Source organism: Ensifer sp. LBL (assembly GCF_050435225.1).
GTDB lineage: Bacteria > Pseudomonadota > Alphaproteobacteria > Rhizobiales > Rhizobiaceae > Ensifer.
Window position 1 is genome coordinate 264,733 of sequence record NZ_JBNDJY010000001.1, and the last position, 22,788, is coordinate 287,520.

A 22,788-nucleotide genomic window follows, 5' to 3' on the forward strand; every position below is an offset into this window, starting at 1 on the left:
CATGCCCGACATCATTGTTTCACCACTTTCCCGCATCGCCGAAATGGCCGTCCGCCATGGCTGCACAGAGATGATCAGCCTCGTTGCCAAGGGCCAGGACTTTCATCGTCCCGGCGTCATCGCCAAGGCGCGGCATCTCACGCTCGGCATGAACGACATCACCTTTGCCGGCACCGGCGACCTCATCGCGCCGCAGGAAGACCATGTCCGGCAGATCGTTGCCTTTGCGCGCGAATGGGACCGCGCACGGCCGCTCCTCGTTCATTGCTGGATGGGCGTCTCCCGCTCGCCCGCAGCCGCCCTCATCGCCGCGCTTGCGGCCGAGCCGAACCAGGACGACACGCAACTGGTGCAACGGCTGCGCCGAGCCTCGCCCTTTGCGACCCCCAACAGCCGGCTTGTCGAGATCGGTGACGCCGTACTCGAGCGCAACGGCCGGCTCGTCACAGCCGTTCGCGCGATCGGTCGCGGTGCGGATGCCGACGGCAACGCACCGTTCCTTCTGCCGCTTGCTTCCGAAGGAGCAGCCGTTGCCGATTGAGACACAGCCGACAACGGTCGAGATCGGCCTCAATGCGGCGATCGTCGCCGTGGTCAACCGCAGCCCGCGCATCCTCGCCGTCAGCGAAAGCGACGGCGACGCGCGCGACAGCCTGCCGTTCGGCCCCTTCGATCCGGCGCTCCACCGGACGTTTGAGACGAGCCTGCGGGATCGCGTCGAAAAACGTACGGCGCTGAAGCTCGGCTATATCGAGCAGCTCTACACCTTCGGCGATCGTGGCCGCCAGCGGCTGCCGGGCGAAGAAGGCAAGCACATGGTCTCTGTCGGCTATCTGGCGCTGACCAGAACCGATGCCGAGAATACCGAACGGCTGGCCGAAGCCGGCGCGCACTGGCGCGACTGGTACGGTTACCTGCCCTGGGAAGACTGGCGGCAGGGACGCCCGGCGGTGCTCGACCAGGCCATCCTGCCGGCGCTTGCCCGCTGGGAGACCGGCGTATCCGGCGAGGAGCAGGCCGCCCGGATTGCCGGGCGCCGGGCGCGCATTCGCCTGGCCTTCGGCCTCGGCGATTTCCCCTGGGACGAAGAGCGCGTGCTCGAGCGTTATGAGCTGCTCTACGAGGCGGGGCTCGTGCCGGAGGCGGCGATCGACGGCCGCGGCAACGGCAGCGACATTCTGACCGTCGGGCTGGCAATGCGCCACGACCATCGCCGCATCGTCGCCACGGCGATGGCGAGGCTGCGCGGCAAGATCAAGTACCGGCCGGTCGTCTTCGAACTGATGCCGCCGGAATTCACCCTGACCGATCTGCAGGCAACCGTCGAGGCGATCTCCGGGCGCCATCTGCACAAGCAAAATTTCCGGCGCCTGGTCGAAGGGGCCGAGTTGGTCGAGCCGACGGGCATGACGCTCTCTTCCACCGGTGGGCGGCCGGCCGCCCTCTTCCGCTTCCGCCGTCAGATCCTCGACGAGCGCCCTGCCCCGGGGCTCAAGGTCGGCGGGCGATGATCGCAGCCATCAGTTCCTGAGCTGGACCGGCACCTAAAAACATCCGGCGGCACGCCCTACATAGGAGGGATGATGCTATGATCGGTGCTGCGGGACGAGGCCGAATAGTCGCCACCTGCCGCCGAGCGACCCGATATCTACGACCGAGGTGACAACCATGCTGCTCGCACTGGCCTTTTTGACGTCGCTGCTCGGCACCTCGCCGCAATCGGGAACCGACGAGAAGCCGAAGATGCCCGACTACTTCAAGAACCAGCAGGGCGGCGGCATGCAACCGCAAACGACCATCTGCAATCTCAATAGTCAGGACACGAACGGACAGTTCAAGACCTGCCGTTATGATTGCGGCACGCAGATCACCGTCGGCGAGCGCTTCTCCTGCCCCTTCATCATGCAGCGTTGATCGTGTCTTCGACTATTTCTTGATGGCGATGTCGAGACCGATGTCGAGCGTCGGGGCGGCCATCGTGATCTTCGAGGTCGAGATATAGTCGATGCCGCTCTCGGCGATTGCCCGCGCCGCATCGATATTGACGTTTCCTGAAGCCTCCAACCGCGTCCGGCGGGCATCGACCGCATAGGCGTCGGTGGAGAGCTGCCAGTGCGCCCGGTTGATCGCAACGGCCTCGCGGAGCAAGTCTGGGCCCATGTTGTCGAGCAGGATGACGTCGGGTTGGGCCGTCAGCGCCTCGCGCATCTGGTCGAGACCGTCGACCTCGATCTCGATCTTGACGAGATGGCCGCAATAGGCGCGCGCCGCGTGGACGGCGCTTGCGACGCCGCCGGAAACGGCGATGTGGTTATCCTTGATCAGCACCGCGTCGTCCAGCCCGTAGCGGTGATTGGAGCCGCCGCCCAGGCGCACTGCGTATTTCTCCAGCGCGCGCAGTCCCGGAATGGTCTTGCGGGTGCAGCAGACCTTCGCAGGCGTATGGGCGATCTCATCGGCGAATTTCGCCGTGTAGGTGGCAACGCCCGAGAGATGCATGAGGAAGTTCAGGCCGACACGTTCGGCCGACAGCAGGCCGCGAGCGCGACCGGAGATCCGGGCGATTGCCGTACCCGGTTCGACCCGGTCGCCGTCCACCACCAGGGCCTCGAAGCGGATCGACGGGTCGACCAGACGGAAGGCTGCGCGCGCGAGCTCCAGTCCGGCAATGACGCCGGGATCGCGCGCATTCATACCGGCCGTTGCCGTCAGGTCCGGCCCGATCGTCGAAAGCGACGTGATATCGCCGGCGCGGCCGAGATCCTCAAGCAGTGCCGCGCGCACCTGATCCTCGATCATCAGTGCGGGCAGTTCGGGGCGGAGGGCTGCTGTCATCGTGTCACTCATTCCAAAGGTTCAATTCGAAAGCGGCCAACCAGACCGTCTCAGGCTGCTTCCGTCTCTGCCAATTCACGCGCCAGGCGGTTGGCGTCGGCGAGCGTCAGATAGGTACGGCGACGCCATTCCGGGCGTTCCTGCGGGCAGTCGGCGCGGAAGTGACCGCCGCGGCTTTCGGTGCGGCGAAGCGCGCCGACGGCGATCAGCTTGGCTGTCGTGATGATGTTGGTGAAGCGCATGCGGGTGTTGTCGCGCTCGAGTTGCTCGATCTCGCGGATCGCCCGCACCAGGCTTTCGCGCGTGCGGATCACACCGACACAGTCGCTCATGACCTTGCGCAGGATCGTCAGCTGCGGGCTGTCTTCGACCGTCACCGGGTCGTCGTTCTCGCCGGCATTGTCGCCCCATTCGGTCAACTGCGGTGTCGGCAGCGTGCCCTTGATGTTTTCAGCAATACGCGCGGCAAAGACCACGGCTTCGAGCAGCGAGTTGGAGGCAAGGCGGTTTGCGCCGTGCACGCCGGTCGAGGTCACCTCGCCGGCTGCCCAGAGGCCATCGATCGAGGTGCGGCCTTCGGCATCGGTGAGCACGCCGCCCATGTGATAGTGAACCGCCGGCACGACCGGGATGGCTTGCGTCACCGGATCGATGCCGGCCGCCATGCAGGAAGCATAGACGGTCGGGAACATCTCAGGAAAATGCTTGCCCACGGCCTTGGTGCAATCGAGGAAGGCGCCGCGGCCGGCCTGGACCTCGGCAAAGACACCACGCGAAACGATGTCGCGCGGCGCAAGCTCGCCGTCCGGGTGGATATCGAGCATGAAGCGATGGCCGGCGGCGTTCAGAAGCTGGGCGCCGTCACCGCGCAGCGCCTCGGTCGCGAGCGGCGCCGGATCCTTGCCGATGTTGATGGCGGTCGGGTGGAACTGCACGAATTCCGGATCGGCGATGATCGCTCCGGCGCGGGCGGCCATGCCGAGCCCCTGCCCGCAGGCTTCCCACGGGTTGGTGGTGACCGCATAGAGGTGGCCAACGCCACCGGAGCAGAGCACGACGGCGCGGGCCGGGAAAGCCACGCGCTTCTTCGATTGTCCGGCATCCGGGCGCGCGATGACGCCGGAGATGAAGCGACCTTCGCGCACCAGCTCCTCGACCACATAGCCTTCGATCACGCGGATCGACGGCGTCCGGCGGACGGCGGCAATCAGCGCTTCCATGATCGCCTTGCCGGCCATATCGCCCTTGACGCGGACGATACGGCGCTCGGAATGCGCCGCCTCACGCGAGAGCAGCAGCTTGCCTTCGAGGTCGCGATCGAAGGGTACGCCATAGTCGAGCAGGTCATGGATGCGCGCCGGGCCTTCGGCCACCATCATGCGCGTCATCTTCTCGTCGACGATGCCGGCACCGGCGGCAAGCGTATCGGCGACGTGTTTTTCGAAGGTGTCGCCGGGGCTCATGGCGGCGGCAATCCCCCCTTGCGCCCAGGCCGACGAGGCGCCATGGCCGATCGGGGCTGCGGCAAGGATCGTCACCGGCCTCGGGCTCAACTTCAGCGCGCAGAAGAGGCCGGCCAGGCCGCCACCGACGATGACGATGTCGTCAATCCCGTTGAAGGATTGCGGGCGGAAATGGTCGGTCAGCATGATTCATTCTCCTCCAATGCGCATGCCTGCATCCGGTGTGAGCCGGTTGAAATTGTTACTGCTTGAGGTTCACCATGCGCTCGACCGCCAAGCGGGCGCGATCAGCAATCGCGGGGTCGACGAGAACCTCCTCCGTCATGGTCAGCAGGCTGTCGAGGATCTTCGGCAGCGTGATGCGCTTCATGTGCGGACAGAGGTTGCACGGCTTGACGAACTCGACGCCTTCGATCTCCGCCTGAATGTTCGATGCCATCGAGCATTCGGTGACGAGCAGCACCTTCGACGGACGGTTGTCCTTGACGTAGTTGATCATGCCGGAGGTCGAACCAGCGAAGTCGCAGACGGCGATCACATCCGGATGGCATTCCGGATGACCGATGATCTCGATGCCCGGATTGGCCTCCTTGTAGGCGAGCAACTCGGCGGCGGTGAAGCGCTCGTGCACCTCGCAGTGGCCCTTCCAGGTCAGGATCTTCTTGTTGGTCTGGCGCGCCACGTTCATCGCCAGGTACTCGTCGGGAATGCAGAGCACCGTATCGGATTCCAGGCTCTCGACGACATCGAGCACGTTCGACGAGGTGCAGCAGATGTCGGTCTCGGCCTTCACGTCGGCGGACGTGTTGACGTAGGTGACGACGGGAACCCCGGGGTAGCGCTGTTTCAACAGGCGGACATCGGCGCCGGTGATCGATTCCGATAGCGAGCAACCAGCCTTGGCGTCGGGGATCAGCACGGTCTTTTCCGGGCTCAAGAGCTTCGACGTTTCGGCCATGAAGTGCACGCCGCACTGGATGATGATCTCGGCATCGACCTTGGCGGCATCGCGTGCCAGCTGCAGCGAGTCGCCGACGATATCGGCGACGCAGTGGAAGATATCCGGTGTCTGGTAGTTATGCGCGAGGATGACGGCGTTGCGCTCCTTCTTCAGCCGGTTGATGGCGTGCACATAGGGCGCATAGACCGGCCATTCGATCGCCGGAATGAAATCCTTGACCTTCTCGTAAAGATGCTCGGTTTCGCGCGCGACCGCCGGCGTAAAGGCAAGCTCGGGTCTTTCGATGATGCCGAAGCGCTCAGCGGCGCTGACAAAAACCGGTTTCGCCACGGTCGCGGTGCGAGGTGCAAGGCGCGTCATCGACATCTCCTCTCCGCCCCTCTTCCTGGGCGGCTCTTCAATTATGCTCAATCTGAGCATAATTGAGCCAAAACAAAAGCGGCAAAGCCGCATGGGTTGATTTAGAAAGTTTTGTGACAGAATTCAAGAATAGAAGCGCCGCTTTTCGCAGCGCTTCTGATTTTCGTTTTCGTTCAGGCCATGGCGGGGCGTGCCACGCCCTTCTCCTCGATCGGCCAATGGACGATTGCCGCGAAGATGCCAAGCGCCACGCCGAGCCACCACACCGGATCGTAGGACCCGAAGTGGTCGTAGAGGTAGCCACCCATCCACACGCCCAGGAACGAGCCGACCTGGTGCGAGAGGAAGACGATGCCGCCGAGCAGGCCGAGGTGCCGTGTGCCGAACATGATGGCGACCAGCGCATTGGTGGGCGGCACCGTCGAAAGCCAGAGCAGGCCCATGACGATGGCAAAGACGATGACCGAGGTCGGCGTCTGCGGCAAAAGCAGGAAGGCCGTCACCGCCACCGAGCGCGCGATATAGATCAGCGCCAGGAAATAGGGCTTCGAGTAGCGCTGGGCGATGAAGCCTGCCGACAGCGAGCCGATGATGTTGAAGAAGCCGATCAGCGCCAGCGCGATCACCGCGTAACGCGCGTCGATGCCGATATCGCCGATATAGGCCGGGAAGTGCGCGGTGATGAAGGCAACCTGGTAGCCGCAGACGAAGAAGCCAGAGACGAGCAGAAGGTAGCTCTTGTGGCCAAGCGCTTCCTTCAGCGCCTCGCCGATCGATTGCTTGTACTGAGCCTCGCTCTGGCGGCCGGAGGACGCGTTGCCGCGCAGCGGGATCGCGAAGAACGGCACCAGCAGCATCAGAACGCCGAGATAGACCAGGCTGTCCGACCAGCCATAGGCGGAGATCAGGCCCTGGCTGAGTGGCGCGAACAGGAACATGCCGGCCGAACCCGCCGCCGTGCAGATGCCGAAGGCAAGCGAGCGCTGATGCGGCGTTACATTGCGGGCAAAGGCGGAGAGCAGAATGCCGAAGGAGCCGGAGCCCACCGCCATGCCGACGAGCACGCCGCCGCCGATGTGCAGCCAGATCGGCGCATCGGCAAAGGCCATGATGAACAGGCCTGCTGCGTAGAGAAGGCCCGACATGGCAAGCACCCGCCACGTACCGAACTTGTCCGCGATCGCACCGAAAAACGGCTGGCTCAGGCCCCAGCAGAGGTTCTGCAGCGCCATGGCAAGACCGAAGGTCGTCCGGTCCCAGCCGGTATCTGCAAGCATCGGCAGCTGGAAAAAGCCCATCGCCGAGCGCGGGCCGAAGGTGAGCATCGCGACGACCGAGCCGGCCGCAATGATCAGCCAGGGCATCTCCTGACGGGCACTGGAGGGCGCGGATGCTCCGGAAACAGCGGACATGGAATCTCTCCGATTGATGGAGCGCGATCCTATGCGGCTGCTAAAACAGATAAAAGCCAATTAAATTGACGCCGCAATCACCGGAATTGATGCCTTGATTAAGCGGCACTGCGGAACCGGTCGCGAAACGCTCGAGGCGTCATGCCCTTGGCCGCGTTGAACTGACGATTGAAGTTGGCAAGCGAACGATAGCCGACGGCATCGGCGATATGGGCGATCGAGCGCGTCGAACCACTGAGCAGCGCGCAGGCCTCGCCGATCCTAAGCCGCATCAGATATTCCGAGACCGGCATGTTGAGGTGGCGCAGGAACAGGCGATGCAGGCCGGAAAGGCTGAGCGCTGCCAGATCGGCGAGTTCGTCCATCGACGGGTTTTCAGCGTAATGCAGATGGATATGGTCGAGCACCCGGTCGAGGCGGCCGCGGTCGACCGATCGGCCCGATGGCGTGACGACCCGGCTCGAGAGCGGCGTGACCACCTGCTCGCGCGCCAGGATCGTCAGCATCGACAGGACATCCGGCAGGCGCTCCTCCGGCGCCAACCGGCGCAACCCTTCGAACAGCGGGCGTACGCGCGCTGCCGCGTCCGGCGTGAACTGCAGCCCCGGGGCCGAACGCTCGAACATCGCCTTGACGCCGGCGAGTTCGACAAACCCCTCCTCCAGGCGCTCCACCCACTCCGGATGGAACCAGAGCACCAGCGCCACGTGCGGCTCCGCCTCCTCGAGCTTGCCGGCGGAATGCCAGGTGTGCGGCAGGTTGGAACCGACCAGCACGAGATCGCCGTCGTCATAGGCGCCGATATGGTCGCCGATGAAGCGCTGGCCACGCGAGTTGAGGGTCAGCGTCAGTTCGAACTCGGGATGATGGTGCCATTGGAACGGGATGGCATCGTCGAGCCGGCGGTCAAGCAGGATGGATGAGGCATTGGTCGGCCTCGATATCTTCTGCAAAACAGCCTTCATGTTGCGCCACTTTCTCCTTGGAAGCCAGAATAGTATCAATTTTGGCAGGCTGCGTGCAACAGCGGCACCGGCAAAAGGGCTAGGTTTTCTCCATCACGCATCAAACATGCCAGGCGAGGAGATACCCATGCAGCCACTCAGAGACAGCCACCCGACGGCAGCCCATCTCGACATTCAACTGAAGGACATCAAGAAGCGGCTGCCTTTGCGCGTGCTTTCGGAAGCGGACTGGCAGCACTGGATCACGAAGGGCTATGTCATCGTTCGCCAGGCAGTAGCGCCGGCCAATGTCGAGCGCCTCGTCGATCTGCTCTGGCGCTTCGACGAGAAGGATCCGAACGATCCCTCGACCTGGTACGCGCCGCAGCGACGCGAACACAAGATGAAGGAACTCAACAACACCGGCATGCTGGAGATCTACAATCACCAGTATCTCTGGGACAATCGCCAGGAGCCGCGCATCTACGGCGCCTTCGTCGACATCTGGGACCGCGAGGACCTGTGGGTGACGATCGACCGCGCCAACCTCAATCCGCCGAAGAAGGTGAAGGGCAATCCCAACGGCTTCATTCACTGGGACGTCGACACCTCGATCCGGCCGCTGCCGATCGGCGTCCAGGGCGTGCTCAGCCTGAAAAAGCAGGACGGCGACGTGGGCGGCTTCCAGTGCGTGCCGGAACTGTTCGAAAACTTCGAAAGCTGGGAAAAGACACAAAGCACCGACCGCGACCCCATGCACCCCGACATGACCGGTCTCTCAACGGTCAACATCGAGATGGAGGCCGGCGACCTGATGATCTTCAACAGCCTGCTCGCCCACGGCGTGCGGCCCAACCACTCCGAAGGCCGCGTGCGCATGGCGCAATATATCTCGATGCACCCGGCGGAATGGGAGAATATCGCCGAGCGCGAGGAGCGGGTGCGGCTGTGGCGCGAGCTCGATCATCCGAAGCGCGACGCCTTCCCCGGCGATCCGCGCGAATGGGAAAAGCACAACGCTTCCCCTGCCAGCCTCTCGGATCTCGGCGCCAAACTTCTCGGCATCACGCCCTGGGCGTGAGAGAGGCTTGAAATGGTTTCCGTTCGGAACTGCTTCTGAACTAAGCCGAAGCCCGCACCTTCATCGGCCAGCGCTCGCCGCGTCGGCCGATGATCTTGACCGCGTCGCCAAGCGTCACGGTGCCTTCGCTCCGCGGCACCGCGTTCCAACCGAAGAGAACGCCGGGCACACGTCGGTCAGAGGACATGCGCTTTTCGGCGAGTCCCTGGATCGGGTTGCCGCCAATGCGCTCGCCGGTGATCTGATCCTGCGTGGTCATGATGCAACGGGCGCAGGGTTTGACGAGATCGAAGCGGATGCCACCGATCTCGACGCTTTCCCAGAAGTCTTCATCCCAGGCGTCATCGCAATCAACCAGGATATTGGTGCGGAAACGATCCATGCCGACGGGCTCCTGTCCCTTTTCGGCAAGCGTCCGGTTGAGATCGGCGAGCGAGCCTGTCGTCGTAATCAGCACCGGAAAGCCATCGGCAAAACCGACGGGTGCGGCCGCTCCTGCCCATTCGGCGCCGACGAACCGCTCGGCCGAGGTGTCCATATGGGCAAGCCTGACCGGGCGACCGAACCATGAGGAGAGAACCTCGTCCGTCGTTTCGTCCGACACGGCTGCATCGACTTCGCTGCCCCAGACGACGACGTTCAGCCTGCGGTCGGGATCGAAGCGAACCGAGATCTCTCGGTCACCCATCTTCAGGTGCACGCCGCCATCGATGTGGCTGGCCTCGACCTGCGCCAGCAGCTGCAACTCGCGCTGGGTGATGAAGCGCCCGTCCGGTTCCACCAACATGAAGCGCCGATCGCCGTCGACACCGTCGAGATTGACCGAGACCGTCTCGCGGGCAATCGCGCGACCGCTCTTTAGCGGATGAATGTTGAGACCGGTCACCTTCATGGGCACTTCCCTCGTCTTCAGAAACTGATTCACGTGCCTGACGATCCGATTCATCAGCGCGGCACAATGTGTTGAAAGGCCTAGATCATTTCTCGGATTGATGGAAACGGAGAAATGTTCCGGTGCAATCTACACACCCGCACAAAGAAGCGCGACACGCCCTTCCCGGCAACTAGATTTCATCGAGCATCATGGCAAGCACGTCGCGCAGCCGCTGCTCGCGTTCCGTGGCGAGCCGGCGCCCGGCCTTGGTCTTGAACCCGTCGGCCAGCCGGAAGAGCTTGGTCTCGAAATGATCGATGGCGAAGGCCTTGTCATCAAGCGCCCTCGCCTCGGCCAATGGATCGAGCGGGTCATAGAGGCCGCTGCCCATGCGCCCGGCGATATAGAAGCAGCGGGCAGCGCCGACCATGCCGATCGCATCCAGCCGATCGGCATCCTGAAGGATCTTCGCCTCCAGCGTTTCCGGCGGGATGTTGGCCGAGAAGCTGTGCGTCAGGATGGCATGCGCCACCGCGGCAATCTCATCCGCGCCCCAACCGAGATCTTTCAGAATGCCCGTTGCCTTCTCAGCCGCCAGTCGCGATGCCTGGGTGCGCAAGGGCGAATTCTTCTCGACCGAGACGCAGTCATGCAGCAGCACCGCGGCGGCGAGCAAACGCGCGTTGCCGCCCTCTTCCGCCTGGATGCGGGCGGCATTCTTCCAGACCCGGATCAGATGCGCTGCATCGTGCGAGCCGTCATCGGCGGCAAAGGCATGCGGCAGCAGCGCTGCAGCAAGCTCCTCATGCGGCGCGAAGGCGGCCGCGAGTTTCGAAATCTCTGTCATGCTGTCCTATTGCTGTTCGGCAGGCTTTGCCGGCGCCGTCGGTGCAGCGACAACGCCGGACAGGATCTTCTGGTAGAAGAGCCCTATTCCGATCAATACCCCGCCGAGGCCGATGAAGGACAGAGCCCTGAGGAAACCTTCGAGGTTGGACATGTCGATCAGAAACACCTTCAGCACGGCGACGAAAACGAGAACGGCCGAAGCGATGCGGATGCTCTTGGCGTGGAAGCGCGAGCCCAGCACCAGCAGCAACACGCCGAGCAGCAGCCAGACGACCGAGTAGGTGTAGGTCTCGCCCTGCAGGAAGCCCTTCCACTCCGCGATGTTTTCCCCCTGCCAGACACGGCGGACCGTGAGGCTCGCCCAGGCGAAGGCAAGCACCGCGCCGCTGACGGCAAGCGCCATGACATAGGGCAAGGGCCGCTTGTCGCGCGCATACCAGGCAAGGCCGGCATAGCCGAGCCCCGGCAGCAGGTAGCCGATCAACAGCAGATCGAAGAACGGAATACGTCCCAGCAGTTCGCCGCTGAAATAGGGGTTGAGGCCGAGGAGATGCGCCGAAAGCACCGACAGCATCGAGAGCACGCCAAGCCCCATGCCGCCATAGCGGAAGACCGGGCTCGGCGACTTCATGTCGAGGCTCATGAAGATCGCCGAGGCGCCGATTGCCAGCAGCGTGTAGATCGACTGCTCGCCGAGCGTCGGCACAGCGCTGTCGAGCACGCCGCCGTTCATCGCGTGGCGCACCAGGATCGCGAGCGTCAGCAACACGAAGAGGCTGGCGAGCGCCTGTAAAAGGTTGCGCACCCGCGTGCCGGGCCACGATCTCAGGAAATAGGCGGAGCCTGCAAGCAGCACGGCGGGAACGCCGTAACCCGGCAGCAAGGCATTGAAGACAGGCGTCGTGCCAAGATTGCCGGCACCGACGATCGTCGGTTCCCAGGCGATGCGCCCGAGAACCACGATGGCCGCCGCGCCGGTCATCCACGGCAGGATCGGCCAGGTGCGAACGCGGGTCGCGAGTGTGTAGGCGGTGCCGAGCACGGCGATCGCAAGCGTCGTGACCAGCCCGTCCGTCCAGGCATGGAGAGCAAGCACGAAGAGGGCAAACGAGCCGGCCACCAGCAGGCCGGCCGCCGTATCGCGCGCCTCTACCGCGCCGTCACGGCGATAGAGCCAGTCCGCAAGCGCCAGCAGCGCTGCCCCAGCGATGAGCGAGAACAGACCGTGCGGCAGGTCGAAGGAATAGTTGCCGGTCATCAGGAACGACATGGCGACAAGCGCGATCGGAACGACCGCGGCAATGCCCGCCCAGAGCGTCGAATATTGCGGATGGGCGACGAGCCGGCGCGACAACACGAAACCACCGAGGCCGATAAACAGCGCAGCAAGCAGCATAGCGGTGAACATGGCGGTGCGCCCGGGCAGGACGACAGCCGGAAGGGCATCGGCCAGCGAAGGATCGAGATAGGCGAGCACGCCGCTCAGCGCCGTCAGGCTCCAGACGCCAGCGACAGCGCCGACCGCCGAAAGCGCGGCGGGGTACACGGCCGTCGGCCGCCAGGCCCCCAGGGCTGCCAGCGCCGCAATGACGACGGCAAACTCCGTCACCGGATATTCGACCGCGGCCACCGCCGGGCTGATGAGAAGGAGCGCAAGCACGGTGGCGGCAACGGCAGCCGAAATGGAGATGGCCGCATGCGGCGGGATGAACAGCCGCTCCCAGGGACCGGCAACGGCGCCGCGTCGCTCGGCCCCTTCTGGCGCTTCGGGCGCAGGCGCCGCTTCCGTGACGCCCGGCCAGATGAGGCCGACGCCAACGATCATCACCAGCAGCGCAAAGGCGACCGGCCGCGGTTCGAATGGCGCGACGGCGGTGATGTAGGCCAGGCCCCAAAGCCCGACGCCCGCATTGGCCAAGGTCGGAACGACGGTCCAGCTGCGCAGGCGCGACGCAAGCAAGGTCGCGAGCCACACGATCGAGAGGAAGCCGAAGAGCACCCAGGGGCGCGGTTCATTGCTCGAGACGAGCAGCGGCGTTGCGAGCGAGGCAAGCAGGCCGAGGCCAGCGAGCGCCTGCCCATGCAGCAGCGACAGGCCGACGGTCGCAAGCGAAATCGCCGCCAAGAGAACGAAGGCCGTGCCCGTGCCGATATAGTCGTAGATGCCATAGGCGGCATAGGCGACCCCGAAGAGTGTGACGGCACCGGCGGCCGTCAGAATGCCGGGGATCATGGCATTCTGGAATTCGTTGGCGATCACGGGCACCGCGCGCCGACGGATGACCTCGCCCGCCGCCATCAGCAGGAGGCCGAACAAAGCGGCAAGCGTCAGGCGAACCGCCGGGCTCAGCAGGCCGGCGTCGATCGAGTACTTGACCATGAAGACGCCGCCGAGCGCCAATGCGATGCCGCCAACCCAGACGGCCCACCGGGCGCCGAGACGGCTTTCCAGGCTCTCGGTCTGACGGGGTGCCGTTGCGACCGGCTGCGGTGCTTCCATGCTGGCAGCGATCGTCTCCTCGCCCTCGATTTCGGCCGCGGTTCCCTCTGCATCGCCGAAAATCCGGGCGCCTTCGCGCGCGCTGGCCGACATGGCGGCAGCAGCATCGTCCAACGTCTCCCGCCCCAGCGTCTCTGGCCCCAGCGTCTCCGGCACAGCCGGCAATTCGTCCGCCGCCGTAAGCGCCTCGGTCGCTCCTTCGGCCGGAGCGCGATCGCCCGGCGCGGCCTTCAGCGCGACGATCTCCGCCTTGAGAGCGCCCAGTTCGGCACCAAGGCGCTCGGTCGTCCTGCGGTTGCCGAGATAGGCGGATAGGGCCAGAATAAAGGCAGCTAAAGCAATAAGTTCGAACATACTTTCTCCTGGCAGTCGCAATCGCCGGCGCGCGCAACCATACAGACTTTTGTGCAAGCGCCAAATCTATAGACGGCCGAGCGCTGTAATCTCTTCACGGAAATGTCGCAGAACTGTCATCGGGCAGCTGGTACAGGCGGATGAACACCGCTGCCTCGCGCGGTGGTTTCCATCGTTCAACCAGGAGACCCGATCATGGACAAGCATCTCGCCCAGACGGAAGAGACCGAATTCAAGACGCTGACGGAACGCAGGGAAGAGCTGGAAGATGTCGGCCACAACTGTTCCACCAATCCGACGATGGGCGACATCATCCATCGCCGCTTCTCGCGCCGCTCGTTCATCGGCGGCTCGCTGGCCGTTGCCGCGATCTCGACCACCGTCAGCCCGCTCGCTCTCCTGACCGCCGAAGAGGCACGCGCCGAGGACGGTTCACAGTTCGACTTCACCGAGATCGAAGCCGGCGTCGACGAGAAGCACCATGTCGCCGAAGGTTATGATGCAGACGTCCTGCTTCGCTGGGGCGACAAGATCTTCGCCGACAGCCCGGAGTTCGACCCGAAGAACCAGACGGCCGCCGCCCAGGAAAAGCTGTTCGGCTACAACAACGACTATGTCGGCTTCATCCCGCTCGACGGCAGCGCCGACCACGGCCTGCTCGTCGTCAACCACGAATACACCAATGCCGAGCTGATGTTCCCGGCCTTCGCCAGCGTCGTGAAGGAAAAGGTGACCAAGGACGGCAAGGAAGTCGAGGAAGAGAAAGTCGTTCTCGGCGAATACAGCAAGGAGCTGGTCGACATCGAGATGGCGGCCCATGGCGGCACGATCATCGAGATCCGCAAGGTCGACGGCAAATGGCAGCCGGTTCTCGACGGCAAGAACAACCGCCGTATCACCGTCAACACCGAGATGCAGATCACAGGCCCTGCCGCCGGCCACGACCGCCTGAAGACGCCCTCCGACCCGACCGGCAAAAAGGTGTTCGGCACGCTCAACAACTGCGCCGGCGGCGTCACCGCCTGGGGCACCTACATGATGGCCGAGGAAAACTTCAACGGCTACTTCGGCGGCGAGATCGCCGAGGACCATCCGGAATACAAGCAGCTGAAGAGGCTGGGCGCACCGGGCGGCCAGTATGAATGGGCGTCCTTCTACGACCGTTTCGACGTCTCCAAGGAGCCGAACGAAGCCAACCGCTTCGGCTGGATCGTCGAGGTCGATGCGCTGGACCCGACCTCGGTGCCGAAGAAGCGCACGGCTCTCGGCCGCTTCAAGCACGAAGGCTGCGAATCGATCGTCAACAAGGACGGTCGCGTCGTGCTCTATTCCGGCGACGATGAACGCTACGACTATGTCTACAAGTTCGTGACCAAGGGCACCTTCAACCCTGACGACCGCGCCGCCAACATGGACCTCTTCGACGAGGGCACGCTCTACGTCGCCAAGTTCGACGAAGACGGCACTGTCACCTGGATGCCGCTGACGCACGGCGAAGGCCCGCTGACGGAAGCCAACGGCTTCGCCTCGCAAGCCGACGTACTGATCAACACCCGTCTTGCCTCCGACGCGCTCGGCGCCACCAAGATGGACCGTCCGGAAGACGTTCAGCCGAACCCGAAGACGGGCAAGGTCTACGTGATGCTGACCAACAACACCAAGCGCAAGGCCGACGAAGTCGACGCCGCCAACCCGCGCGCCAAGAACGCCTTCGGTCATATCGTCGAGATCACCGAGACCGACGGCGACTTCGCCTCGCTCAAGAGCCGCTGGGATGTTCTTTTGAAGTGTGGCGACCCAAGCGTGGCCGATGTCGGCGCTTCGTTCTCGACCGCGACCACCAAGAACGGCTGGTTCGGCATGCCCGACAATTGCGCCATAGACACCGATGGCCGCCTCTGGGTTTCGACCGACGGCAACAACGAGAAGGACACCGGCCGTACCGACGGTATCTGGGCGATCGACACGGACGGTGCCGCCCGCGGCACGTCGAAGCTCTTCTTCCGCGTGCCGGTCGGCGCCGAAATGTGCGGCCCCTGCTTCAACCCGACATCGGACACCTTCTTCCTGGCCGTCCAGCATCCGGGCGACGCCGGCCTTGCCACCTACGAGACCCCGGCCACCCGCTGGCCGGACTTCAAGGACGACATGCCGGTACGCCCGGCCGTCGTTGCCGTGACCAAGCAGGGCGGCGGCCGCATCGGCTGATCGGGACTGCGATTGCAAATAGGGACGCCGCGCAGTTCTGCGCGGCGTTTCTTGTTTCCGGGGTCGGTTGCAGCGACGCAATTCCGGACGCAAAACCGCTGCGCACTTCCTGGAATTGGCCTTCCCGGTTCGCAATCCCGGACGGAAAACCGCTGCGTACTTTTCCTGGAATTGGCTTTCCCGGTTCGCAATTCCGGACGGAAAACCGCTGCGCACTTTTCCTGGAATTGCTTAACGCCTGAGATTGTCGATCGGGAAGATGGCACAGGTTTCGGTGCCGTGGGCGAGCAGCTTGCCGTTGCGGTCGCGCAGCCAGGCCTCGGAGGTCGCGATGGTGCGGCCGCGATGCACGATGCGTCCCTCGCAGAAAACCTCGCCCATATCGGGCAGCAGCGGGCGCACGAGGTTCACCTTGAACTCGACCGTCGTATAGGCCTCCCCCGGTTTGACGGTGGTGAAAACCGCGCAGCCGAGGGCCGAATCCATGATCGTTGCCGTCCATCCGCCGTGAACCGTGCCGAGCGGATTGAGGTGTTCTTCGGTCGGCAGTCCCCTGAAGACCACCCGCCCCTCTTCCACTTCGCTTAGTCCGAACTTCAGCGTCTTCGACATCGGCGGGGCCGGCAGGTCGCCGTTCAAAAGGTCCTGCATTGCCTTCAGGCCGCCGTCGCGGGCGACGCGGTCAAGCGACAACACGCCGATGCCGGACACGGCCATGCCGGGGTAAAGTTCCTGGTGCATAGATAACTCCTGGGGTCAGGCGGCCGAGGATTGCGCTTTCAGCGCCTTCAGCGCCGCATGGACGAAGCCGTCGCGGGCGGAAGAAACATCGAGGCCGCGCGGTTCATAGACATGGCGGTGGAGGAAGAAGGCCGTCAAACGGAAGGCGGCGGCAAGGCTGTCGTGGTCCGCAGCCCTTCGCGCTTCGGCGGACAAGAAATCCGGCAGCGCCAGCATGCGATCGGCATAGCGCTCTCCCGCCTCCCGGCAGACCGCCCTGCCCGATTTCGGCGAGACGTAGACGAGCTCAGCGCGGGTGCCGGTTGCGACGCATTCGGTAAGATCGAGGCCGAAGCCGAGGTCGTTGAGGACTGCGAGCTCGAAGCGCACGAACAATTCGCCGGCATCGGCGGGATCGGCCAGATGATCGACGATGACGGTCAGCGCCTCGTAGAGATGAGGGTGCGGGTCACGCTCGGGAAGCAGGCGCAAAAGCGCGCCCAGCGCCTGGATGCCGTAGACCGAGGTCGCCGTCTCCATCAGCCGGGCGGCGCGCAACTCAACCGGCTCGATCCGGAATTCGCCCATGTGCTCGTCGAGCCGGGCACGCCAGGTGACCTCCACCGAGTTGCCCGGCTGCAGCACCGGCTGCATCGAGCGCGAGCGGCCGGAGCGCACCATGCCGAGATGCCGGCCGTGGGTGGCGCTCATGACCTCGACGATAGCAGAGCTTTCGCCGTGCCGCCGGATCCCGAGAATGATGGCCTGATCGCTCCATTGCATGGCTATGGCATACACCCGTGGTCGAAAGAGTATCAAGCTATGTTGCGAGCGCAAAGCACCATTGCCGACTGTCGCCATTCGGCCACACTCATCGGTTGCCTCATTTGCGACATGCTGTCGCCGCCCCGACGCCGCCTTTGACATTAGAACGGAAGAGCGGCAAAAGCCGTGCCTCCCGCCCGAAAATGACAATCAGCAGGATCAAAATTCAAATTATGTGTGTGTCCCGGAACAGCGCCGGCCGCCTGGCGCAGCTCTTCGCCCTTCTTCTCGCCACCTCGACGCTCGCAAGTTGCGTCACCACGTCGGGGCCCGCCAAGCCGAAGGGACCGGATCCATACTACGTGGCGATGTACGGCCCGCTGCCGAACGAAAAGTTCCCGCTGGATGCCATCGACATCAGCAAGGTCGACAAGCGCTACCTGCGCCAGCAGGTCGCCTACCAGACGCATGAGCCGCCGGGCACGATCGTCATCGATACCCAGAACCGCTTCCTCTACCTCGTGCAAGATGGTGGCATGGCGATGCGCTACGGCATCGGCGTCGGCAAGGCCGGCCTCGAATTCGAGGGCGAGGCGCGCATCGCGCGCAAGGCCGAATGGCCGCGCTGGACGCCGACACAAAGCATGGTCGAGCGTGAACCGGAACGCTACGGGCCGCTTGCCGGCGGCATGGAGCCGGGCGTGCGCAATCCTCTCGGACCGCGCGCGCTCTACCTCTTCCAGGGCAGCCGCGACACGCTGTTCCGCATCCATGGCACGACCGAGGCCTGGTCGATCGGCAAGGCCGTTTCGAGCGGCTGCATCCGCCTCTTCAACCCCGATATCATCGACCTCTACAGCCGCGTGCCGCTCGATTCACGCGTCGTCGTGCTGCAGGCCGAACCGCCGATGACCGAGCCAGCCGGCGGGATCCCGATGGCCAGCGCCAACAATGGCGGCCTCCCTCCGATGTACTGAGGACAGGTGAAAGCGGCGGCCGGGCGCCTTACCAGGCGTCCGGCGCCCTGACCATGTGTACGATATTGGCCGGGTTCATGATCCAGCCGCCACGAAAGCCCTCGCCCAGATCCTCGATCGCGTCGCAGCGTACGATCCCCTTGGCGGCGAGCTGCCCGAGGGCACCGGCATGGTCATCGGTGAAGAGTTCGAGCCAGACTTCCGCCTGGCTGAAATTCGCAGCCTCGTCGATCCACAGCTGGTTCGGCCCAAGCTTGAAGCCGATGGCAGGCAACTTTTCAGGGATGGGTTCGAGGCCAACTGTGTCGCGATAGAAGGCGACCACCGCTTCGTACTGATGCGAGGGGACCTTCATTGCGATGTTGATACCACCGGTAATTTTCGTCATGACGCACGCTCCTGTTGGCCGCCGACCCGTCTGGGTGCGGCTGCGATGTTGATCTGTCAAAGCCCACGAAGAATTGCCGCAAACGAGCAAAAGCGCCGCCCGCGTGCACGAACGTGCGATGGGCGCTCCTGCTGCGGCCTCGAGATGTCCTTCCGCTTGCGGCGTTACCGCTCCAGGCGGTTTCTAGGCCTGCGGCTCGAGCGCCGGCTTGCCTGAGAGTTCGCTGAGATAATAGCCGTCGCGCAGATTGATGCCGTATTCGAGCCAGGCTTTCATGCAGGCGAGCATCTGCGACCAGCCTTCGCAGTTGGCGTAGGAGCTCCTCTGCCCCTGTCCGTTCTCGCGCCAGCCGTTTTCGGCAATCGTCACCATGGTGGTGCCATCCTCCAGCGACTGGAAGCGCATTTCCACACGGGTCTGGTAGGCATCCTCGCCCTCGGCGACCATGGCGGGCCAGCGAAAGACGATCCGCTCGTTGGGCTCGACCATCTCCACCTCAATCGGCACTTCGCCCCACCAGGTCACGGTTGCGCCGGCGACCAGCGGTCCGCTGATACCGCCCAGCGTCACGAAGTAGCGGCTGAGCTGGTTCGGATTGACCACCGCATCGAAAACCTGGGCGACAGGGCGGCTGATCCGTCCATTCACACGAAATTCAAAGGGCATGGTGTATTCCTCCTGTCGAGACTGACAAGAATATGTTACACGAAAATAACATGTCAACCGAATCGAAAGACGACCTGGTTTTCAAAGCGCTTGCCAATGGGCTGCGCCGCCAGATGCTCGACGCCATGCGGCAGGAGCCGCAGACCACCGGCATGCTCTGCGAACGCTTCAGCAAACTCGACCGCTGCACGGTCATGCAGCACCTGAAGGTCCTCGAGCAAGCCGAGCTCGTACTCGTTCGCCGCGAGGGGCGTGAGCGTTGGAACCATCTGAACGCATTGCCGATCCAGGCGATCCATGATCGCTGGATCAGCCAGTATGCCGGCCATGCGATGTCGGTGCTGTCTGCCCTGCAACAGGACCTCGACCGGTAACCAGACCGATGGTTTCGGCTTTCAATCGATCGCCTTTCTTCGTATGAACGGCCGATACGTAAATTGGGGACATCGTCGTGCGCTACCTCATCACTGGCACCGCAGGCTTCATCGGCTTTCACCTCGCCAAGCGGCTGATCGACGAAGGGCATTTCGTGGTCGGCTTCGATGGCATGACCCCCTATTACGACGTGACGCTGAAAGAGAACCGGCATGCGATCCTCGCCCGTTCGAACGGCTTCAAGCCCGTCGTCGGCATGCTTGAGGACAGGGACGCGCTGCGCCGGGCCGCTGACCTCGCCGAACCCGAGGTCATCATCCACCTCGCCGCCCAGGCGGGCGTGCGCTACAGCCTCGAAAATCCGAAGGCCTATGTGGATTCCAACCTGGTCGGCTCCTGGAACATTCTGGAACTGGCGCGGGAGCTTAACCCGAAGCACCTGATGCTGGCCTCGACGTCCTCGATCTACGGCGCCAACGAGAAAATCCCGTTTGCCGAAACCGACCGCGCCGACGAGCCGATGACGCTCTATGCCGCCACCAAGAAGTCTATGGAACTGATGGCGCACAGCTACGCCCATCTGTACAAGGTGCCGACCACGGCCTTCCGTTTCTTCACGGTCTACGGCCCCTGGGGGCGGCCCGACATGGCGCTGTTCAAGTTCGTCGATGCCATCCACAAGGGACAGCCGATCGACATCTATGGCGAAGGCCGCATGAGCCGCGACTTCACCTATATCGACGACCTCGTCGAGGGCATTCTCCGGCTTTCCCATGTGGCGCCGGCGGAAGAAAACCGCGTGCCTGAGGAAAAGGCCGAGGACACGCTGTCGCGCCAGGGGCCCTTCCGCGTGGTCAATATCGGCGGCGGCCAGCCGGTCGAACTGATGACCTTCGTCGAAACGGTCGAAAAGGCCGTCGGCAAGCCGGCGGTGCGCAACATGCTGCCGATGCAGCAGGGCGACGTGCCCCGCACCTACGCCTCCCCCGACCTTCTCGAAGCGCTGACCGATTTCAAGCCCTCTCTCCCCGTCGAAGAGGGCGTGGCGCGCTTCGCTGCCTGGTACAAGGATTACTACAACGCGAACCGGTAAGCCGCTCGCCAGCTAATCCCCACGGATTATTCTGTTGGCGGGACGGGTTGCTTTAAGCGCAATCGAGCATAAATGGGTGTGAACCTGAGCGCATAAGCAATTGCAAAAATACGCAATTGCACGTTCTATGAACTGAGCTCGCGGTGGAACACAACAAGGGAAAGAGCCTATGAAAATCACGATGATCGGCGCCGGCTATGTTGGCCTTGTTTCCGGCGTGTGTTTTGCGGACTTCGGTCACGACGTCGTTTGTCTCGACAAGGATGAGAGCAAGATCGACGCCTTGATGCAGGGGCGCATTCCGATCTTCGAACCCGGTCTCGACCAGCTGGTGGCAAGCAACGTCGCTTCGGGCCGTCTCACCTTCACGACCGATCTCGTTGCCGCCGTCGCCGACAGTGACGTCATCTTCATTGCGGTCGGCACCCCGTCGCGGCGCGGCGACGGCCATGCCGACCTTTCCTATGTGCATGCCGCTGCCCGCGAGATTGCCCAGAACCTCAAGGGGTTCACCGTGATCGTGACGAAATCGACCGTTCCGGTCGGCACCGGCGACGAGGTCGAACGCATCATCCGCGAAACCAATCCGGACGCCGATTTCGCCGTCGTTTCCAACCCGGAGTTCCTGCGCGAGGGTGCCGCGATCGAAGACTTCAAGCGGCCGGACCGCATCGTCATCGGCCTTTCGGGCGACGACGCGCGGGCACGGGACGTGATGACCGAGGTCTATCGCCCGCTTTATCTCAACCAGTCGCCGCTGGTCTTCACTTCGCGCCGCACGTCCGAGCTGATCAAATATGCCGGCAATGCGTTCCTCGCGATGAAGATCACCTTCATCAACGAGATGGCGGATCTCTGCGAGCGGGTCGGCGCCAATGTCCAGGATGTCGCCCGCGGCATCGGCCTCGATGGCCGTATCGGCTCGAAGTTCCTGCATGCCGGCCCCGGTTACGGCGGATCCTGCTTCCCGAAGGACACCCTGGCGCTGGTCAAGACCGCGCAGGACTATGACAGCCCGGTACGGCTGGTCGAGACGACGGTGGCCGTCAACGACAACCGCAAGCGGGCCATGGGCCGCAAGGTCATTGCCGCCGCCGGTGGCGACGTGCGCGGCCGCAAGATCGCGATCCTCGGCCTCACCTTCAAACCGAACACGGACGACATGCGCGACAGCCCGGCGATCGTGGTCGTGCAGACGCTGCAGGATGCCGGCGCCCATGTCATCGGCTATGACCCGGAAGGCATGGAAAACGCGAAGAAGCTGATTGACGGGATCGACTATGCCAGCGACCCCTACGAAGCCGCCAACGAAGCCGATGCACTGGTGATCGTTACCGAATGGAACGAGTTCCGGGCACTCGACTTCCGCCGGCTCAAGACCGTGATGAAGACGCCCATTCTCGTCGACCTCAGGAATATTTACCGCCAGGACGAGGTGGTGAAGCACGGCTTCAGCTATTCGAGCGTCGGCCGCTCGCTCTGACAGGAGCGGCTGAGCTCGCTCCCCCAGAGGCTAGGCCTTCGGTATCGGCAAGGGCGGCAGGGTTTCCCAGCTCTTGCCGGCGAGGATGACGCAGCTGCGCCCGTTGACGTCGGTGACGATCAGCGTCCAGCTGCCATTGTCGGCAGCGTATATTTCCATGATCGCCTGCTGGTTGATCAGCGCGGTTGCCGCCGGCTTCTCCTGATATTGTCGCGTCAGAAACCCGATCACTTCGGACCGGTCGGCACAATTGACCGGAGCCTGGGAGATCGCGGGAACCGGACGCGCCACCACGCCCGCCGCCAAGAGGGCGGCCAATGCCAGGCCGCGGATCGCACTGCCCACCATCACCGAACTCCTTTCACCGGACGCGCGGCGAAGGAGTTTGCGTTGACCTTTCCGTCGCCGGCCGGCTGCGGCATGGGCACGGTGTACCCGCGCCGCCCTGCAGCCAGTATGGTGGAAAGGCCGGATTATTAC

At 63.7% G+C, this 22,788-nt stretch carries 22 protein-coding genes; 9 read left to right on the plus strand and 13 right to left on the minus strand.

The window, feature by feature from the left end:
• Position 1: 1 nt before the first annotated feature.
• The 3 genes from OKW20_RS01295 to OKW20_RS01305 all read left to right on the plus strand — a co-directional run bounded on the left by OKW20_RS01295 (position 2) and on the right by OKW20_RS01305 (position 1,914).
• On the plus strand, positions 2–541 hold the full coding sequence (locus OKW20_RS01295) for a tyrosine phosphatase family protein (protein WP_043616596.1): 540 nt from the start codon (positions 2–4) through the stop codon (positions 539–541).
• Positions 477–1,511 (plus strand): NUDIX hydrolase, encoded by a 1,035-nt coding sequence (locus OKW20_RS01300; RefSeq protein ID WP_402316186.1) that lies wholly within the window; start codon positions 477–479, stop codon positions 1,509–1,511. Before OKW20_RS01295 ends, OKW20_RS01300 begins: the two co-directional genes overlap by 65 nt.
• Before the next feature lie 157 nt (positions 1,512–1,668).
• On the plus strand, positions 1,669–1,914 hold the full coding sequence (locus OKW20_RS01305) for a hypothetical protein (RefSeq protein WP_043616603.1): 246 nt from the start codon (positions 1,669–1,671) through the stop codon (positions 1,912–1,914).
• Between the two features lie 12 nt (positions 1,915–1,926).
• Here the strand turns inward: OKW20_RS01305 and nadC are convergent, their stop codons facing one another.
• The 5 genes from nadC to OKW20_RS01330 form a co-directional block, all read right to left on the minus strand.
• Positions 1,927–2,835 carry a carboxylating nicotinate-nucleotide diphosphorylase gene (nadC, locus tag OKW20_RS01310; protein WP_429169762.1) on the minus strand — a complete coding sequence of 303 codons (909 nt, stop codon included), beginning with the start codon at positions 2,833–2,835 and terminating at the stop codon, positions 1,927–1,929.
• 50 nt (positions 2,836–2,885) lie between these two features.
• Positions 2,886–4,484, minus strand: a complete 1,599-nt coding sequence (locus OKW20_RS01315) for an L-aspartate oxidase (protein ID WP_429169763.1) — start codon at positions 4,482–4,484, stop codon at positions 2,886–2,888.
• Positions 4,485–4,539: 55 nt separating this feature from the next.
• Complete coding sequence (nadA, locus tag OKW20_RS01320; protein WP_043616689.1) at positions 4,540–5,619, minus strand: quinolinate synthase NadA; 1,080 nt, start codon at positions 5,617–5,619, stop codon at positions 4,540–4,542.
• Positions 5,620–5,792: 173 nt separating this feature from the next.
• Positions 5,793–7,031, minus strand: coding sequence for an MFS transporter (locus OKW20_RS01325; protein ID WP_043616608.1), 1,239 nt, complete (start codon positions 7,029–7,031; stop codon positions 5,793–5,795).
• Between the two features lie 98 nt (positions 7,032–7,129).
• A complete protein-coding gene (locus OKW20_RS01330) occupies positions 7,130–7,996 on the minus strand; it encodes a helix-turn-helix domain-containing protein (protein WP_429169764.1) in 867 nt (288 codons plus the stop codon).
• 127 nt (positions 7,997–8,123) lie between these two features.
• On the opposite strand from OKW20_RS01330, the gene OKW20_RS01335 reads away from it, so the two are divergent.
• On the plus strand, positions 8,124–9,056 hold the full coding sequence (locus OKW20_RS01335; RefSeq protein ID WP_429169765.1) for a phytanoyl-CoA dioxygenase family protein: 933 nt from the start codon (positions 8,124–8,126) through the stop codon (positions 9,054–9,056).
• Between the two features lie 40 nt (positions 9,057–9,096).
• Here OKW20_RS01335 and OKW20_RS01340 read toward each other — a convergent pair whose 3' ends face one another.
• The 3 genes from OKW20_RS01340 to OKW20_RS01350 all read right to left on the minus strand — a co-directional run bounded on the left by OKW20_RS01340 (position 9,097) and on the right by OKW20_RS01350 (position 13,633).
• Positions 9,097–9,948, minus strand: a complete 852-nt coding sequence (locus OKW20_RS01340; RefSeq protein ID WP_429169766.1) for an MOSC domain-containing protein — start codon at positions 9,946–9,948, stop codon at positions 9,097–9,099.
• Between the two features lie 172 nt (positions 9,949–10,120).
• A complete protein-coding gene (locus OKW20_RS01345; protein WP_429169767.1) occupies positions 10,121–10,777 on the minus strand; it encodes an HD domain-containing protein in 657 nt (218 codons plus the stop codon).
• A 6-nt stretch (positions 10,778–10,783) separates the two neighbouring features.
• A complete protein-coding gene (locus tag OKW20_RS01350; protein ID WP_429169768.1) occupies positions 10,784–13,633 on the minus strand; it encodes a DUF2339 domain-containing protein in 2,850 nt (949 codons plus the stop codon).
• Between the two features lie 195 nt (positions 13,634–13,828).
• Here OKW20_RS01350 and OKW20_RS01355 point away from each other — a divergent pair, with 195 nt between their 5' ends.
• Positions 13,829–15,841, plus strand: coding sequence for a PhoX family protein (locus OKW20_RS01355; RefSeq protein WP_429169769.1), 2,013 nt, complete (start codon positions 13,829–13,831; stop codon positions 15,839–15,841).
• 231 nt (positions 15,842–16,072) lie between these two features.
• Here the strand turns inward: OKW20_RS01355 and OKW20_RS01360 are convergent, their stop codons facing one another.
• Positions 16,073–16,582, minus strand: a complete 510-nt coding sequence (locus OKW20_RS01360; protein ID WP_429169770.1) for a PaaI family thioesterase — start codon at positions 16,580–16,582, stop codon at positions 16,073–16,075.
• A gap of 15 nt (positions 16,583–16,597) precedes the next feature.
• Positions 16,598–17,344 carry a DNA repair protein RecO gene (gene recO, locus OKW20_RS01365; RefSeq protein WP_082006014.1) on the minus strand — a complete coding sequence of 249 codons (747 nt, stop codon included), beginning with the start codon at positions 17,342–17,344 and terminating at the stop codon, positions 16,598–16,600.
• A 215-nt stretch (positions 17,345–17,559) separates the two neighbouring features.
• Between recO and OKW20_RS01370 the strand changes: the two genes are divergently transcribed.
• Positions 17,560–18,303 (plus strand): L,D-transpeptidase, encoded by a 744-nt coding sequence (locus tag OKW20_RS01370; protein ID WP_429169771.1) that lies wholly within the window; start codon positions 17,560–17,562, stop codon positions 18,301–18,303.
• A gap of 28 nt (positions 18,304–18,331) precedes the next feature.
• Here the strand turns inward: OKW20_RS01370 and OKW20_RS01375 are convergent, their stop codons facing one another.
• Both OKW20_RS01375 and OKW20_RS01380 read right to left on the minus strand, forming a co-directional pair.
• Positions 18,332–18,691 carry a hypothetical protein gene (locus OKW20_RS01375; protein WP_429169772.1) on the minus strand — a complete coding sequence of 120 codons (360 nt, stop codon included), beginning with the start codon at positions 18,689–18,691 and terminating at the stop codon, positions 18,332–18,334.
• Between the two features lie 183 nt (positions 18,692–18,874).
• Positions 18,875–19,357 carry an SRPBCC domain-containing protein gene (locus OKW20_RS01380; RefSeq protein ID WP_429169773.1) on the minus strand — a complete coding sequence of 161 codons (483 nt, stop codon included), beginning with the start codon at positions 19,355–19,357 and terminating at the stop codon, positions 18,875–18,877.
• Positions 19,358–19,407: 50 nt separating this feature from the next.
• Between OKW20_RS01380 and OKW20_RS01385 the strand changes: the two genes are divergently transcribed.
• The 3 genes from OKW20_RS01385 (at position 19,408) to rkpK (ending at position 22,308) form a co-directional block, all read left to right on the plus strand.
• A complete protein-coding gene (locus OKW20_RS01385) occupies positions 19,408–19,731 on the plus strand; it encodes an ArsR/SmtB family transcription factor (RefSeq protein ID WP_429169774.1) in 324 nt (107 codons plus the stop codon).
• 77 nt (positions 19,732–19,808) lie between these two features.
• Positions 19,809–20,825 (plus strand): NAD-dependent epimerase, encoded by a 1,017-nt coding sequence (locus OKW20_RS01390; protein WP_429169775.1) that lies wholly within the window; start codon positions 19,809–19,811, stop codon positions 20,823–20,825.
• Between the two features lie 169 nt (positions 20,826–20,994).
• Entirely contained in the window at positions 20,995–22,308 is a 1,314-nt protein-coding gene (rkpK, locus tag OKW20_RS01395; RefSeq protein WP_043616643.1) for a UDP-glucose 6-dehydrogenase, read from the plus strand.
• Positions 22,309–22,338: 30 nt separating this feature from the next.
• Here the strand turns inward: rkpK and OKW20_RS01400 are convergent, their stop codons facing one another.
• Positions 22,339–22,656, minus strand: coding sequence for a hypothetical protein (locus OKW20_RS01400; RefSeq protein ID WP_043616646.1), 318 nt, complete (start codon positions 22,654–22,656; stop codon positions 22,339–22,341).
• Between the last annotated feature and the right edge of the window lie 132 nt (positions 22,657–22,788).